Source organism: Neptuniibacter sp. QD29_5, assembly GCF_047778125.1.
Classification (GTDB): domain Bacteria; phylum Pseudomonadota; class Gammaproteobacteria; order Pseudomonadales; family Balneatricaceae; genus Neptuniibacter.
In genome coordinates, this window is sequence record NZ_CP180556.1 from 2,041,705 (window position 1) to 2,057,439 (window position 15,735).

At 45.0% G+C, this 15,735-nt stretch carries 13 protein-coding genes; 6 read left to right on the forward strand and 7 right to left on the reverse strand.

Annotated features, from left to right (window positions below; genetic code table 11):
- Positions 1 to 9 precede the first annotated feature (9 nt).
- Positions 10 to 246, reverse strand: coding sequence for an FmdB family zinc ribbon protein (locus ACMXYR_RS09540; RefSeq protein WP_415891008.1), 237 nt, complete (start codon positions 244 to 246; stop codon positions 10 to 12).
- A gap of 153 nt (positions 247 to 399) precedes the next feature.
- Positions 400 to 852 (reverse strand): HIT domain-containing protein, encoded by a 453-nt coding sequence (locus ACMXYR_RS09545; RefSeq protein WP_415891007.1) that lies wholly within the window; start codon positions 850 to 852, stop codon positions 400 to 402.
- Between the two features lie 147 nt (positions 853 to 999).
- Here ACMXYR_RS09545 and ACMXYR_RS09550 point away from each other — a divergent pair, with 147 nt between their 5' ends.
- From ACMXYR_RS09550 to ACMXYR_RS09560, 3 genes are all read left to right on the forward strand, one after another.
- Positions 1,000 to 2,130, forward strand: a complete 1,131-nt coding sequence (locus tag ACMXYR_RS09550) for a GNAT family N-acetyltransferase (protein ID WP_415901381.1) — start codon at positions 1,000 to 1,002, stop codon at positions 2,128 to 2,130.
- A 45-nt stretch (positions 2,131 to 2,175) separates the two neighbouring features.
- The gene (locus ACMXYR_RS09555) at positions 2,176 to 2,658 is read left to right on the forward strand and encodes a DUF1353 domain-containing protein (protein ID WP_415903640.1); all 483 of its coding nucleotides are present in this window, start codon (positions 2,176 to 2,178) and stop codon (positions 2,656 to 2,658) included.
- 229 nt (positions 2,659 to 2,887) lie between these two features.
- Positions 2,888 to 3,859: a GGDEF domain-containing protein gene (locus tag ACMXYR_RS09560; protein WP_415901382.1), complete on the forward strand. Its 972-nt coding sequence runs from the start codon at positions 2,888 to 2,890 to the stop codon at positions 3,857 to 3,859.
- Between the two features lie 55 nt (positions 3,860 to 3,914).
- On the opposite strand, the gene ACMXYR_RS09565 is transcribed toward ACMXYR_RS09560, so the two are convergent.
- The 5 genes from ACMXYR_RS09565 to ACMXYR_RS09585 form a co-directional block, all read right to left on the reverse strand.
- On the reverse strand, positions 3,915 to 4,526 hold the full coding sequence (locus tag ACMXYR_RS09565) for a Yip1 family protein (protein WP_415901383.1): 612 nt from the start codon (positions 4,524 to 4,526) through the stop codon (positions 3,915 to 3,917).
- Positions 4,527 to 5,020: 494 nt separating this feature from the next.
- On the reverse strand, positions 5,021 to 7,918 hold the full coding sequence (gene gcvP, locus ACMXYR_RS09570) for an aminomethyl-transferring glycine dehydrogenase (protein WP_415901384.1): 2,898 nt from the start codon (positions 7,916 to 7,918) through the stop codon (positions 5,021 to 5,023).
- A gap of 181 nt (positions 7,919 to 8,099) precedes the next feature.
- The gene (gene gcvH / locus ACMXYR_RS09575) at positions 8,100 to 8,492 is read right to left on the reverse strand and encodes a glycine cleavage system protein GcvH (RefSeq protein WP_415884652.1); all 393 of its coding nucleotides are present in this window, start codon (positions 8,490 to 8,492) and stop codon (positions 8,100 to 8,102) included.
- A 33-nt stretch (positions 8,493 to 8,525) separates the two neighbouring features.
- A complete protein-coding gene (locus ACMXYR_RS09580) occupies positions 8,526 to 9,830 on the reverse strand; it encodes a serine hydroxymethyltransferase (protein ID WP_415901385.1) in 1,305 nt (434 codons plus the stop codon).
- A gap of 35 nt (positions 9,831 to 9,865) precedes the next feature.
- Complete coding sequence (locus tag ACMXYR_RS09585; RefSeq protein WP_415901386.1) at positions 9,866 to 11,245, reverse strand: L-serine ammonia-lyase; 1,380 nt, start codon at positions 11,243 to 11,245, stop codon at positions 9,866 to 9,868.
- 754 nt (positions 11,246 to 11,999) lie between these two features.
- Here ACMXYR_RS09585 and ACMXYR_RS09590 point away from each other — a divergent pair.
- The 3 genes from ACMXYR_RS09590 (at position 12,000) to lipA (ending at position 15,724) form a co-directional block, all read left to right on the forward strand.
- Positions 12,000 to 13,385 carry an alanine/glycine:cation symporter family protein gene (locus tag ACMXYR_RS09590; RefSeq protein ID WP_415891731.1) on the forward strand — a complete coding sequence of 462 codons (1,386 nt, stop codon included), beginning with the start codon at positions 12,000 to 12,002 and terminating at the stop codon, positions 13,383 to 13,385.
- A 198-nt stretch (positions 13,386 to 13,583) separates the two neighbouring features.
- Complete coding sequence (gcvT, locus tag ACMXYR_RS09595; protein ID WP_415901387.1) at positions 13,584 to 14,699, forward strand: glycine cleavage system aminomethyltransferase GcvT; 1,116 nt, start codon at positions 13,584 to 13,586, stop codon at positions 14,697 to 14,699.
- Between the two features lie 89 nt (positions 14,700 to 14,788).
- On the forward strand, positions 14,789 to 15,724 hold the full coding sequence (gene lipA, locus ACMXYR_RS09600) for a lipoyl synthase (RefSeq protein WP_415890995.1): 936 nt from the start codon (positions 14,789 to 14,791) through the stop codon (positions 15,722 to 15,724).
- Positions 15,725 to 15,735 lie beyond the last annotated feature (11 nt).

Consider the following 15,735-nt stretch of genomic DNA (forward strand, 5'->3'; position numbering starts at 1 on the left):
CATCCGGAATTAGCTGTCTGTACCTGACGAAGCTCCGGAGCCACCCGCAAGATTTTTCTTCTTGCCGGTCTTAAAATCTGTCTCGTACCAACCGGAGCCAGAAAGGCGAAAACCCGGTGCCGATACTTTCTTGGTCACTTCCTCACTTGCGCAGGAAACACATGCAGGCGCAGGCGCATCACTTTTAAGAACAAGTTTTTCAAACTCGTGACCACAGCTGTCACACTGAAAATCAAAGATTGGCATTGGAAATAAACCCGATCGATAACTTCCTAAACGCAGGAAGCGTATTTTAAAAACGGCGGATTATACCTTATTTAAGCAGAGGGAACAGGCCCCAAATCGGATTGAGGCCGTAAAGATTTAAAATAGAGCGAACTAATTTTGTACGGAGCTAAATTAAGCCTGTTCTTCTGGAACAAATTCCAGCTCACCGGACATTAATGCTTCTAGTTTTCGTCTTATTTCATGTATCTGTTCAGCGGTATATGGCTCCGCTGGCACTTTACCCCAAACAGGTCCAGGCCAAGCCTTATCCGTCTCATAACGGACGATATGATGAAGGTGTAATTGCGGCACCATATTCCCCAACGATGCTACATTCATCTTTCTAGCAGCAAAGCTATCAGCCAAGTTTGATGCTAAAAATGATGACTCTTTAATTAACTCACACTGCTCATCATCAGAAAGATGGTAGATTTCTGTCGCACCTGCACGCCTTGGCACCAATATAAACCAAGGATAATTAGCATCGTTTAACAGCAAGAGTCGACTAATCGGAAAATCCCCTAACACTATACAATCAGCGGCTAACTGCGGGTGAAGTTCAAACTCAAGCTCTAATTCATCCATTACAATACTCCTATCACTAAGCTTTACTTCTTATTTGGGGCCTTAATACAAAATAACGACTTTGACACTGACATCCATCTCTATTCCAATAGGCAACAAATCGCCCCAACACTATTTAGCTTAGCAACACTCAACCGAAGCCGCGATATGTTAGAAATAAAAATTTGCCATAAAATCAGTGAAATAGGCCCAGACACATGGAACAATCTCCTTCCATCTGATTACCCGTTTTGCCGATACGAATTCCTCCATGCACTAGAAGAATCAGGGAGCGTAAGTGCGAAGACAGGCTGGCAACCACTACACATACAACTGCAAGATAACGGTATAACTGTAGCTATACTACCGCTTTATTTAAAGAACCATTCCTACGGCGAGTATGTGTTTGATTGGGCCTGGGCTGAAGCTTATGAGCGTTATGGTATCGATTACTACCCAAAACTCGTATCTGCTATCCCCTTCTCTCCCGTGGGCGGTCCTAGATTATTAACAAAGCAGCCTATAGAGCCTTTATTTGAGAGCTTAAGCCAAGCAATTCCTCAGCTATGCCAACATTTTAAAGCTAACTCTTGGCACCTGCTTTTCCCCACCAGAGAAGAAGCAGAGTTACTGGACAGCTCAAACTATATGATTCGTAAAGGGTGTCAGTACCAGTGGTTTAATCAGGATTACTCCACCTACGATGATTTTCTGAAAAGCCTGACTTCTCGTAAGCGCAAAAACCTCAAAAAAGAGCGACAAAAAATTGATGAACAAGGAATTATTCATCGCCAAATTCAGGGTAAAGATATTACTGACAGTGAGATCGATATTTTCTACGATTTTTACCGTTTAACCTATCTAAAACGCGGACGTGAAGCCTATCTCAGCAAAGCATTTTTCACCCAGCTAAAAAAGACCATGCCCGAAAATCTATTGCTGGTTATGGCCTATAAAAATGAGACAGCGGTAGCAGGGGCGCTCTCTTTACAAGACTCCACAACTTTGTATGGACGCTACTGGGGATGTTTTGATGAGTATGACAGCCTGCATTTCGAAACCTGCTACTACCAGGGCATTGAATTTTGCATTAGCCTGGGGTTAAAACGATTTGATTCAGGCGCTCAAGGAGAGCATAAAATACAGCGAGGATTTACCCCTGTGCCTACTTATTCAGGCCACTGGCTTAAAGAAGTTGGATTCAATCAAGCTGTACAACAATTCATAAATGAAGAGACCTCTGCGATCGATGAACAGATCGAGCAACTGAAAAAGTATTTACCCTACAAAGCGCTATAATTAAGAAAGGATTTGACCAACAAGACAAGGAGTCATCTGGTGAATATGCCAACTATTCGTCCACTACCTATAAAAACCAAAAACGAATCCCTCATTATTCGAATCCTACGTTGGATTTTTGCCGTTCGAAAATGGGTACTTACTGCTGATTGGACCTACACTATGCGTGATGGGACGACCATTGTGATACCTAAAGGTTTCGAATTTGACGGTGCTTCCATCCCCCGCCCCCTTTGGGCAATTCTCTCCCCGACAGGCCTATTATTTCTACCCGGTTTAATCCATGACTACGCGTATAAATACGACAAACTCATCGGAATTGATGCAAATGGCAAACGCTTTGCCTACAAATCTGGTGCTGGTAGATCTCACTGGGATCGGGTATTCCGTGAAACTGGGATTGATATTAACGGCGTTGCTTTTATAGACACCCTCGCGTGGTTAGCTCTGGCGTTAGGAGGCTGGTATACATGGAGGCAACACCGTAAAACCAATGCTCAGCCAGTTATTGAGCAAGTCATTAAATAACTCTTACGCCGAAAATGTGCATTTCTCCAGCCCCCCCCCCCTCTAGCATAGGGAATTGAAACAGAAAAAAATGACGTGCCATCTATAAAAAGATAACTGGCTGAAAATAAAACACAAATAAATCAAATAAAACTAATTTATATCAAGCGTTTGTTCAGTAATATCGTTTAGACTGCTACAATTTATAGAAACCTAAATCCTACGGGCCTTGTAGCGTTAAGTAGTAACTATGAGCGAACACCTTCACATCAAACAAGCGTTTGAATTATCCGCAAAGTTCCTAGCGCATAAATCTTATAATTCGCTGACCCATGCAGTTCTTCACTACTTCTGTTCTCTAGAAGGTGTTGAAGACGCAGTTTCGTATGAAATTTTCGGTGATGCTAAGTCCGATACAGGCCTCTCAATCAGACGCTTTCCAATTACCTTAGACGAATCGTTTGAAGATCGAAATAAAGATCTAATGCTTAAAACGCTGCCGAAAAGCAAAGGCGGAGTAGCCTGCATGAAATTCAGCGGCGAAGATTACATCTTTTTAGACATCACAAAAGATGTGATTCCACGCCGTATTATTTTGATTACTGGCAAAGTTTCCTCTGCTGATATGGTTTTGATTGAAGGTGTATTTGGGATCTACGAGAAGCAAGTTGCGCTGCTTGATGCAAAAGAACGCGACATGTTGACTGGTCTACCTAATCGCCAGACCATGGAATTAAGCCTCAATGAAGTCGTATCTTTCCATCGCGGGCATAAAAACACTCATATCAAACCGTCCTGGATGGTTGTTTTAGACATTGACCATTTCAAGAACATTAACGACACCTTTGGTCATCTATACGGTGATGAAGTATTACTGCACTTCGCCGAGCTGATGAAAAAGACATTTCGTTATACTGACTTTTTATTCCGTTATGGTGGCGAAGAGTTTGTCGTCATTCTCAACAATGCCGACGAAGAACATGCACTAGCAACAATAGATCGCTTCCACCAAGCAGTACAGGCTTACACATTCCCGTCAGGTAAACTGACAGTAAGTATTGGCTACACCATTGTTGACCCCGTAACCCCTCCAATGCTGCATTTCGAACAAGCAGACCGCGCCCTTTATCACGCTAAAAACAATGGCCGCAATCAGATCATACATTTCCGTGATATTGATTCTCGAATTGAAGTTCGCGATGACGATATAGAGCTTTTCTAAAGTATTTAATAAAAAAGAGCAGCCTAGGCTGCTCTTTTTCGTTTCGACAATCCATTCATCCAGAGATAAATACAGGTGCAAACCCTAAGTTCCACACAATCACTGTACCTACGCGAGTGATAACCAAATAAACAAGCCCTACAGCCAGAATAGCTCCACAGAAGAAGAAAGCCTGATCTTTATCGATCCCCAACACATGTGGCAAACCGTCATAGATCAGATAACCGGTATACGCAGCGGCTGCAAGGTAAACCAACATGTTAGCCCAAGGAACGGGGTATAAAGATATAAAGCCAGCTAAGAAAAGCGGCGTACAAGAATAAGCAGCTAAGGCAATACCATTTGCAGCATATTCATCATGCCCACTACCGTAAGTTTTTGACATCCAGTCAATCATCCAGCCTAAGCCAAACACACCAACAAGGATTGCTACATAGGTTAAGACGTTCAATTGCAATGCACTTACTGCAGTAAGTTTAATCAACTCACCATCACCGACACGCCAACCAAATTGAGTTGTAGAAATGTAAGCACACACAGGACCTATAAGCGCCAAAAGACAAGTGTAGGCCATGTAGATACGACTGGGATTACTGTGCTCTTTTTTGATCAGTTCCCACTCTGCATCAGGGTGGGTAAACATTCCGGGTATGTGACTCAGCAGCATAATGATCACCTCTTAGGCTTGTTATTTTGCGAGTTATTAGCTTTGAGTATTCTCTAATTGGTACGTTCCCAATGAAAAACAGATCATTTTTCATACAGTTATTTTAGTTGAGTTCGCAGAGGTTCTCCGGCAATGCATCTTGAAAATCTCTAAAGTTATTCAGTGATTCCCATTCAAATTTTTAAAGATCAAAAAAAACGGGGCTAAATTAGCCCCGCAAAAAGCTCCAACACAAGGCTGGGAGCACACCAATTTCGAGTAGACACCAAATCCACTCTAACGACCTATAAAATAGAAAGTTGCAGTTACCAGATTCCCCCCTGGTAACTGCGGGAGTAACGGGTAAATCTGACGTTTTACCCGTTGTTCAACTCAAGCCGGCACAGATTGGCTCTCGCTGAATTAAACCAAGTGGATCTCCGGTTCACTTGGCTCAAGACCAATGGTTCGACTTTTTAACTTTGCTGCAGGAGCAACCCTGCAGCAAAAGATAATTACTGGTCTTGATAAGCTTCGATACCTGGACAAGAGCAGATAAAGTTCCGATCACCGTATACGTTGTCGATACGGTTAGCTGTTGGCCAGAACTTGTTCTGACGAGTTGCTTCATTCGGGAATACAGCCTCTTCACGGCTATATGGACGCTCCCATCCTGCACTCATAATGTCCGATTGAGTATGCGGCGCATTGAACAGCGGGTTGTTATCCGCAGGCCATTCACCATTTTGTACTTTGTTAATCTCTTCACGGATCTGAACCATGGCATCAATGAAGCGATCAATCTCTGCTTTAGATTCCGATTCAGTTGGCTCGATCATCAAAGTACCAGCTACTGGGAAGGACATTGTTGGCGCATGGAAACCATAGTCCATTAGACGCTTAGCAATATCTTCTTCAGTAACACCGCTTTCTTCTTTGATTGGGCGAATATCAACGATACATTCGTGAGCAACTTTGTTGTTGCGGCCACGGTAAAGTACCGGATAGTGCGCAGCCAATTTTTCAGTCATGTAGTTAGCATTAAGGATCGCCATCTCTGTCGATGCTTTAAGGCCGGACTTACCTAGCATAACGTTGTACATCCACGTGATCGGTAGGATTGAAGCAGAACCATAAGGCGTAGCAGCAACCGCACCGTTTTCTGGATTTACACCTTCAACTGGGCTTACTTTGTGGCTCGCTAGGAACGGTGCCAAGTGGCTCTTAACGCCGATTGGACCCATACCTGGTCCACCGCCACCGTGTGGGATAGCGAATGTTTTGTGCAGGTTTAGGTGAGATACATCCGAACCGATCACACCCGGCTTAGAGATACCTACCTGCGCATTCATGTTCGCGCCATCCATATAAACCTGACCGCCGTTTTTGTGGATGATGTCGCAGATCTCTACGATATCTTCCTCATAAACACCGTGTGTAGATGGGTAAGTGATCATCAAGCAAGATAGATCATCTTTGTGTAATTCAGCTTGTGCGCGAAGATCAGCAACATCAACGTTACCGTTGTCATCACATTTAGTCACAATGATCTTCATATCCATCATCGCTGCAGAAGCCGGGTTAGTACCGTGCGCAGACGATGGGATCAAGCAAACATTACGATGGCCTTCACCAACAGACTCTTGGTACTTACGAATCGCCAATAGACCTGCGTATTCACCAGAAGCACCTGAGTTAGGCTGCAAAGAAACCTTGTCGTAACCGGTAATCTCTACCAGCTGATCTTCCAATTCGTGCAGCATTTGGTGATAGCCCTGCACTTGGTCAGCCGGTGCAAACGGGTGAATGTTTGCAAACTCAGGCCATGTCACTGGGATCATCTCAGCCGTAGCGTTTAGCTTCATGGTGCAAGAACCGAGTGGGATCATGCCATGCGCCAAAGAGTAATCTTTGTTCTCTAGCTTCTTCATGTAACGAAGCATGTCAGTTTCGCTATGGTAGCTGTTGAACGTTGGATGCGTCAGGATTGCATCTTCACGACGCATCTCTGCAGAGATACCCGTCGCTTCACCAGCAACAATCGCTGCATCAAGCTCTTCAACGCTTAGACCATGATCGTCGCCAAGCATAACGTCTAGCAACTGCGCAACATCTTCAGAAGATGTTGTTTCATCCAAGCTGATACCCAACTTATCCGAGCCAACCTTACGGAAGTTACAACCCGCATCGATCGCTCTTTGATAAACAACCTCTTGAGTCTCAGGCAGAGAAACAGTCAACGTATCGAAGTACGTATCGTTAACCGCAATGCCTTTCGCTTTAAGACCATTCGCAAGCACAGCCGTTAAACGATGCACGCGCTCTGCAATTGTCTTAAGGCCTTCTGGACCGTGGTATACAGCGTAGAAAGAAGCCATGTTGGCAAGCAAGGCTTGAGCAGTACAGATGTTAGATGTCGCCTTCTCACGACGGATATGCTGCTCACGTGTTTGCATCGCCATACGCAATGCTTGGTTACCGTTTACATCGATAGATACACCGATGATACGACCAGGCACAGAACGTTTTAGCTTTTCAGATGCAGCAAAGAAAGCTGCGTGTGGACCACCAAAGCCCATTGGTACACCAAAGCGCTGAGAGGAACCTAGTACAACATCAGCACCCAGCTCACCTGGTGATTTAAGAAGAACCAAGGCTAGGATATCAGCAGCAACGGAAACCATTGCTTTCTGGCCTTTAGCCGCATCAATAATAGATTTGATATCAGTGATATCGCCGTAAGTACTTGGGTACTGTAGTTGAACACCAAATGGATCTGCCGCTTCAAGATCTGTTAGCGGGTTACCTACTACGATGTCGTAACCAAAGTATTCGGCACGTGTTTTGATGACGTCCAGCGTTTGCGGGTGAACATCATCAGCAACAAAATAAGTATTAGTTTTCTTACGGTTAGAACGCTTGCACAGCGTCATCGCTTCTGCCGCAGCAGTTGCTTCATCAAGAAGTGACGCATTCGCCAGTTCCATGCCCGTCAGGTCCATCACCATCTGCTGGAAGTTAAGCAGCGCTTCTAGACGACCCTGAGCAATCTCTGGCTGGTAAGGTGTATAAGCTGTGTACCAACCTGGGTTTTCCATAACGTTACGCAAAATAACGTTTGGAACCAGAGTATTGCTATAGCCCATACCAATATAAGATTTATTAACCTTATTTTTATCAGCTAATGATTTGATATACGCAAGCGCATCAGCTTCAGTCTTGCTATCCGCCATATCTAAAGCATCATCTAAGCGGATGGAATCTGGAACTGTTTGTGTAATCAGTTCATCCATTGAGTTAAGACCCAAAAAGGACAACATTTCCTGAGTCTGCTCACTATCTGGACCAATATGACGACGGGTAAAATCAGTCGTCTGCTGAAGATCACTCAAAGTGCGAGTTTCTACTGCCATAACAATAACCTGTGGTAACCGATCGATTTAAATGTGTGTAACAAACACTTAAACCAAATAAATTTAAGGGTGCGAAGCGGTCCTGCACTACCACTTCGCCTTGCTAAAGCTAATTGGGGGACAGGGTTACTAGGTACTCAGGCTGATTAGACCTTTACAACATACCTAGCAACTCAACCAATTAAGCTTCTTCTGCAATCGTTGCTTCGTAAGCTTCTGCGTTTAGAAGTTTTGCCAATTCAGATGAATCAGACAGCTTAATTTTTACGATCCAACCATCAGTGTATGGTGCTTCGTTTACTGTCTCTGGTGCATCTTCCAAAGCTTCGTTAACTTCAACTACTTCACCAGACACTGGAGAATAGATGTCAGACGCTGCTTTTACAGATTCAACTAGAGAGAACTCTTCACCCGCTTCTACTGCGTGGCCAATCTCTGGTAGTTCAACGAAAACCACATCACCTAGAAGTTCCTGAGCGTGATCAGATACGCCTAGAGAGATAGTGCCGTCACCATTGTCCAGAACCCACTCATGGCTTGGTGTGAAAAGGTAGTTAGATGGAATGCTCATAATGTTTTCCTATTGCTCATTCGTTACACAGGTTTATTAACGGTAAAGAGGGAACTTCTTGCACAGCTCTTCGACCTGCGCACGCACTTCCGCTTCAACTTTGGAGTTATCTTCTGGGTTAGCCACTAGACCATCCAATACATCGCTAATCAGGTTACCAATCAGCTTAAATTCTTCTGGACCAAAACCACGGCTTGTACCTGCTGGCGTGCCAAGACGAATACCAGAAGTCACCATTGGTTTTTCAGGGTCAAATGGGATGCCATTTTTGTTACAAGTAATGCCTGCGCGCTCTAGCGCTTCATCTACTACATTACCTTTAAGACCTTTAGGACGAAGATCGACCAACATCAGGTGCGTATCTGTACCACCAGTTACAATGTCACAACCACGCTCAACCATAACGCCCGCAAGCACTTTGGCATTCTCTACAACGCGATCGATGTAAACTTTAAATTCAGGCTGTAGCGCTTCACCGAAAGCAACCGCTTTCGCTGCGATTACGTGCATCAGTGGACCACCCTGAAGACCTGGGAATACCGCAGAGTTGATCTTCTTACCTAGATCCAGATCGTTAGATAGGATCATGCCGCCACGAGGGCCACGAAGGGTTTTGTGCGTTGTTGTCGTAACAACATGGGCATGAGGAAGCGGTGATGGGTGAGCACCCGTCGCTACTAGACCTGCAATGTGCGCCATATCAACAAACAGGTACGCACCTACTTTGTCAGCGATCTCACGGAAACGTGCGAAATCGATCTGACGTGGAATCGCAGAACCACCTGCAATAATCATCTTCGGCTGGCATTCAACCGCTAGCCTCTCAATTTCATCGTAGTCAATACGGCTATCTTCACGAGACACACCGTACTGAACAGCATTGAACCATTTACCAGAAAGGGCTGGACGCGCACCGTGAGTCAAGTGACCACCGGCATCCAGAGACATGCCCAATACGGTATCGCCCGGTTGCAATAGTGCCAACATAACCGCGCCGTTTGCTTGCGCACCTGAGTGCGGCTGAACGTTTACGAATTCGCAGTTAAATAGCTCTTTTGCACGCTCGATAGCTAGGCCTTCAGCCTTATCTACGTACTCACAACCACCGTAGTAACGACGGCCCGGATAACCTTCTGCGTATTTGTTTGTTAGTACTGTACCCTGCGCCTGCATTACGGCTTTAGATACAATGTTTTCAGAGGCTATCAGCTCAATCCCCATCTCCTGACGATCAAACTCTTCATTTACTGCAGACAGCAGATCAGCATCGCGCTCTGCTAGGTCTTGGGTAAAAAATGCTTCGCAAACAGCGTCGTTGCGATACAGATCACTGTGACTCATGATTTTTTATTCTCTTATTTTTTTATTACGAAGAATCAGCAGGCAACCACGTTTACGGCCAGCCCACCTTGAGAGGTTTCTTTATATTTATCCTGCATATCCAGACCTGTTTGACGCATAGTTTCGATAACAGAGTCTAGAGATACATGATGTTCACCATCACCACGAAGTGCTAAGCGCGCAGCATTGATCGCTTTCACTGCCCCCATGGTGTTACGTTCGATACACGGCACTTGCACCAGACCACCAATCGGGTCACAGGTCAGGCCTAAGTTATGTTCCATGCCAATTTCTGCAGCATTCTCGATTTGCTGATTGGTACCGCCCATCACGGCACAAAGCGCACCGGCAGCCATAGAACAAGCCACACCGATCTCACCTTGGCAGCCAACTTCGGCAGCCGAGATAGAAGCGTTCTTCTTATAAAGCATGCCGATAGCAGCGGATGTCGCTAAGAAATCAAAAATACCTTGTCGGTTAGAGCCGGGAACAAAACGGTCGTAGTAAGCTAGAACAGCTGGAATAACACCGGCAGCACCATTAGTTGGCGCCGTTACCACTCGACCGCCCGCTGCATTCTCTTCATTAACCGCAATAGCAAATAGATTGACCCAATCCATTACAGTTAGCTGATCTTTCAGTGCAGCTTCAGGGCTAGACTTAAGCTCTTCATAAAGTTCGTGAGCACGGCGTTTAACATGTAGACCGCCCGGTAGCTCACCCTCTTCAGTGCAGCCACGCTTAATGCAGTTATCCATCACCTGCCAAAGGTTCCACAGGCGCTCTTCTAACACGTCTTGCTCGGCCCATGTCAGCTCATTGGCTAAAACGATTTCAGCAATGGTTTTGCCTTCACGTTCACAGACTTCTAATAGCTCAACGCCATTATCGAAGTGGAAAGGAAGTTTGAATTCAGGTTCTGCACCTTTCTCTTTACCTGCTTCGGCGTCACTTAGTACAAAGCCACCGCCTACGGAGTAAAAGATGTTGTCGTGCAAAATAATGCCGGCTGCATCGTACGCTTTAAAATGCATGCCGTTTGGATGCTTTGGTAAAGACTCACCAAAGTTAAATGGCAGATCAGTTTCAGGGTTGAACGCAATCATGCGCTCACCTGCTAAATTGATCTGTTTAGTGTTACGAATCTGGTCAACGTAAACAGGCACTTTATCTGGGTCGACCAGATCAGGCTTCTCACCCATTAGACCGATCATCACAGCAACATCCGTTGCGTGACCTTTACCTGTCATTGCCAGAGAGCCGAACAAACCTACATGTACTGAGGCAACTTGATCCAGTTGATCACGCTCACGCAATTCATCTAAGAAACGATTAGCCGCAACAACCGGGCCTACCGTATGAGAACTGGAAGGACCAATCCCTACTTTATATAGATCAAAAATACTTAATGGCACTGCGACCTCACTACAGCGGTCTAACCGCTCTTTTTATTATTTTATGTATCTACTCTTTAAACCGTCTCTATGTACGGTTGCGGTTATAGTCCGCTTACTAAAGAGCTATATAACTTCGAACAAATTGATCATTAATTGTTCAAATACCGTCGATTTGATTTCAGACTAGCAGTGAGATTTTCCAAAATCAACAAAAAGTTTCCTATTGGAAACTTTTTTCATTCAAATCCAGTTTTGTTGCTCTCAAATTCACCTTAAAGGCTTATTGCTACATTAAAGCCTATTCCTTATTTCATAGGCGTACCTAACTTAACAGCGGCAGCACCTATGAATAAAAAGCAGTCTAAAACTAGTTAACGACCTTAGATTCATCATAGTAAACCGCCCTGCTGATAAGCTTTTTAGCCTATCCGTCTAAAATGAAAATTTTTCCTATAACGCCAACCACTTGTTTTTATTAGGCTTTATTCAAGAAATAAGAATTAGATAGCTCTAATCAAATCTTTTTCAACATATTTTCGTTGAAATTAATTTTCCCTTACGCTAGCTTTGTTTCGTATTGGAAACTTATTTCACAAATAACCTTTCTTTTTCTTGAGTGGCAGATTCAAGCGAAGTAAGCGAAGCCAAAAGCTTCACCTTTTGTAAGTAAGCATGTTTGGAAATCTAAAAGCTCTGCCCTGGTGCTTTAAGAAGTTTTAAACAATCCAAGTGCGTTCAAATAAAAATAACAATCCGATTGGAGTCTAGGTTCATGGAAACATTAACCTCTATCATCAGCAGCATTAATGGGATCGTGTGGGGTCCTATGATGCTTGTTCTTATTCTTGGCGTTGGTTTATTCCTAATGCTAGGTCTACGTCTTATGCCTCTTCTTAAACTAGGTACGGGTTTTAAACTTCTGTTCGAAGGCCGTAAAACTAAAAAAGGAGAAGAAAAAGAAGGCGAAATCTCTCCCTTCCAAGCACTTATGACTGCGCTATCAGCAACAGTTGGTACTGGTAACATTGCCGGTGTAGCAACTGCTGTGTTCCTAGGCGGACCTGGTGCTCTATTCTGGATGTGGTGTACCGCACTGGTTGGTATGGCAACTAAGTTCTCTGAAGCAGTACTGGCTGTGAAGTACCGTGAAGTAGACGAAGAAGGCCGCCATGTTGGTGGTCCGATGTACTACATCAAAAACGGTCTTGGCGCTAAGTGGGCTTGGCTAGGTACTGCATTTGCAATCTTTGGTGCAGTAGCCGCTTTCGGCATCGGTAACACGGTACAGTCCAACTCTGTTGCAGACGTTCTAGAATCTAACTTTGGCCTAGATGTTTGGGTAACAGGCGTGATCCTAATGGTACTAGTAGGTGCTGTTCTTATTGGTGGTATCAAGCGTATTGGCGCCGTTGCTGGTTCTCTAGTACCTCTAATGGCAATCGCTTACCTAGGTGCAGGCCTTGTTGTACTAGCTATTAATGCTGAAGCAATCCCTGCAGCATTGGATCTAGTATTCACTCACGCATTCTCTCCTGCTGCGGCAGAAGGTGGCTTTGCGGGTGCTGCTGTTTGGGCTGCTATCCGTTTCGGTGTAGCACGTGGTGTCTTCTCTAACGAAGCGGGTCTTGGTTCTGCACCTATTGCCCACGCTGCGTCTCAAACAAAAGATCCTGTTCGCCAAGGTCTAATCGCGATGCTGGGTACGTTTATCGATACCCTAATCATCTGTTCAATTACTGGTCTGGTTATCATTACTTCCGGTGCTTGGACATCCGGCGAGTCTGGCGCAGCACTAACGTCTGCAGCGTTCGCTCATGCACTTCCTGGCGTTGGTAACTACCTAGTAGCTATCGCTCTAGCGGTATTTGCTTTCACTACAATCATCGGTTGGTCTTTCTACGGCGAACGCTGTGTTGAGTTCCTATTCGGTGTTAAAGCGATCAAACCATACCGTGTTCTTTGGATTATTGCGGTGCCTGTAGGCGCAATCGTAAGTCTGGATTTCATCTGGCTAGTAGCAGATACGCTAAATGCCATGATGGCTCTGCCTAACTTGATTGCTCTGGCGCTATTGAGCCCAGTTGTCTTCAAACTGACTAAAGAGTACTTCGCGCGTAACGGTGCTCCAGTTGATACAACTGACGGTAAAAACGCTTAATCAGTAAAGCTGAAGATCGGATCACCGACGGTGGTCCGATCCTTTAAAGCCTGAACAATCTGTTGAAAGAGTTTTACCCCAATAGAGCTTTTCCATCAGATTGTACTTAAAGAACTGTAGTCAAAGCACTGCACCTGAAGAACACGAGCAGCTTCGCAAAGACGAAGGCTGCACAGAACAAGCATTATGGAGAACACAATGTCCGAACTGAGCAAAACACCTCTATATGACATGCACATTGAGCTAGGTGGAAAAATGGTACCTTTCGCAGGTTTTGAAATGCCGGTTCAATACCCGCTAGGTGTAAAGAAAGAGCACGTTCACACCCGTGATCACGCTGGTCTTTTTGATGTATCTCATATGGGTCAGGTTAAGCTAACAGGCGAAAATGCTGCAGCTGAACTAGAGAAACTAGTACCTGTAGACATTATCGACCTGCCAGCAGGTAAACAGCGTTATGCCCTTTTCACTAACGATGAAGGCGGCATCATGGACGACCTGATGGTGACTAACTACGGTGACCACCTTTACGTTGTAGTGAACGCTGCATGTAAAGATCAGGACATCGCTCACATGCGTGCAAACCTTGGTGAAGGCGTTGAGCTAGAAGTTCTGGATGATCGAGCACTGGTTGCACTTCAAGGCCCAGAAGCAGCACAAGCACTCTCTCGCATCTGCCCAGAAGTTAATGAACTGGTATTTATGGACTCTCGTCACATCGCTATCGATGGCGTTGATTGCTTCGTCAGCCGTTCTGGTTACACAGGTGAAGATGGTTACGAGATCTCTATCCCTTCTGCTGATGCAGATCGTCTATGCCGCCTATTCCTAGAGCAGCCCGAAGTTGAATTTATTGGCCTTGGTGCACGTGACTCTCTACGTTTGGAGTCTGGTCTTTGCCTATACGGTCACGACCTAGATCCAACAACAACACCAATCGAAGGCAGCCTTATTTGGGCTATTAGCAAGTGCCGTCGTGCCGATGGCGAACGTGCTGCCGGTTTCCCAGGCGCTGATAAGATCCTTGATCAGATCGCTAACAAAAACTACAGCCGTAAGCGTGTTGGCCTTATCGCATCGGGTAAAGCTCCGATCCGTGAAGGCGCTGACCTTGTAAATGCTGACGGTGAAAAGATCGGTACTGTTACTTCCGGTAGCTTTGGCCCTACAGTTGGTAAGCCAGTAGCTATGGGCTATGTAGAAACCGCTTACTCTGCACTTGAAACAGAAGTTTTCGCTCTAGTACGTGGCAAGCAGCTACCAATGGTGGTTTCTAAAGCACCATTTATTGAGCAGCGTTACTACCGCGGTTAATCCGTTTCCATCCCTGTAAGTCTGGAGGCCGGGCTGTCACCCTTATCAGCTTGGCCTCTATTTTTAATTGAACATCGCGAGGTGTCACTATGGAATTGATTCCACTACAAGAGCTGAAAGGCGAATCAAAAATGTCTCGTCTGCGTCACAAACCAGACCCAGAAAGAGAACGCCTACGTAAACCGGAATGGATTCGTATAGATGCCCGCTCAAATGCCAATGTAAAAAAGGTTAAGAAACAACTTCGCGACCTTAAATTGCATACAGTTTGTGAAGAAGCATCCTGCCCTAACTTGGCAGAGTGCTTTAGTCACAAAACTGCGACATTGATGATCATGGGTGCTATTTGTACTCGTCGCTGCCCTTTCTGTGATGTAGCGCATGGTCGACCAATGGCGCTTGATCCAGAAGAGCCAAAGAATTGCGCATCCACAATCGAAAAGCTCGGTCTTAAATATGTGGTTATCACCTCGGTAGATCGTGACGATCTAAGAGATGGTGGTGCAGCGCATTTTGCTGAAGTAGTAAAAGAAGCGCGTAAAGTCAGTGAAGATCTAAAGGTTGAGATCTTAGTCCCAGATTTTCGCGGCAAAGTTGATCTTGCATTAGAGATCCTATCTCAGCAAGTTCCAGATGTTCTGAATCACAACATGGAAACTGTACCTAGCTTGTACCCATCGGTACGCCCGGGTGCGGATTACCATAACTCGCTTAACCTGCTTTACCAATTTAAGCGTTTAAATCCAGAAGTCGATACAAAATCAGGGTTGATGGTTGGTTTGGGTGAAACCAAAGAAGAGATCATCAAAGTAATGAAAGATCTTCGTGCCAATGATGTCGACATGTTAACCATCGGCCAATACCTACAGCCAAGTAAATATCACCTCGCTGTAGAGCGTTATGTAACACCGGAAGAATTTAAAGAGTACGAAGAGATCGGTTACGAACTTGGCTTTAAGAATGTAGCCAGTGGCCCGATGGTTCGCTCCTCTTACCACGCTGATTTACAGGCGAAAGCCCTGTAAAGGAGTAAAAT

Bases quoted from the DNA above. Each gene is read 5' to 3' on its own strand.
- ACMXYR_RS09540 (WP_415891008.1), bottom strand. From the start codon at position 246: ATGCCAATCTTTGATTTTCAGTGTGACAGCTGTGGTCACGAGTTTGAA.
- ACMXYR_RS09545 (WP_415891007.1), bottom strand. From the start codon at position 852: ATGGATGAATTAGAGCTTGAGTTTGAACTTCACCCGCAGTTAGCCGCT.
- ACMXYR_RS09550 (WP_415901381.1), top strand. From the start codon at position 1,000: ATGTTAGAAATAAAAATTTGCCATAAAATCAGTGAAATAGGCCCAGAC.
- ACMXYR_RS09555 (WP_415903640.1), top strand. From the start codon at position 2,176: ATGCCAACTATTCGTCCACTACCTATAAAAACCAAAAACGAATCCCTC.
- ACMXYR_RS09560 (WP_415901382.1), top strand. From the start codon at position 2,888: ATGAGCGAACACCTTCACATCAAACAAGCGTTTGAATTATCCGCAAAG.
- ACMXYR_RS09565 (WP_415901383.1), bottom strand. From the start codon at position 4,526: ATGCTGCTGAGTCACATACCCGGAATGTTTACCCACCCTGATGCAGAG.
- gcvP (WP_415901384.1), bottom strand. From the start codon at position 7,918: ATGGCAGTAGAAACTCGCACTTTGAGTGATCTTCAGCAGACGACTGAT.
- ACMXYR_RS09580 (WP_415901385.1), bottom strand. From the start codon at position 9,830: ATGAGTCACAGTGATCTGTATCGCAACGACGCTGTTTGCGAAGCATTT.
- ACMXYR_RS09590 (WP_415891731.1), top strand. From the start codon at position 12,000: ATGGAAACATTAACCTCTATCATCAGCAGCATTAATGGGATCGTGTGG.
- gcvT (WP_415901387.1), top strand. From the start codon at position 13,584: ATGTCCGAACTGAGCAAAACACCTCTATATGACATGCACATTGAGCTA.
- lipA (WP_415890995.1), top strand. From the start codon at position 14,789: ATGGAATTGATTCCACTACAAGAGCTGAAAGGCGAATCAAAAATGTCT.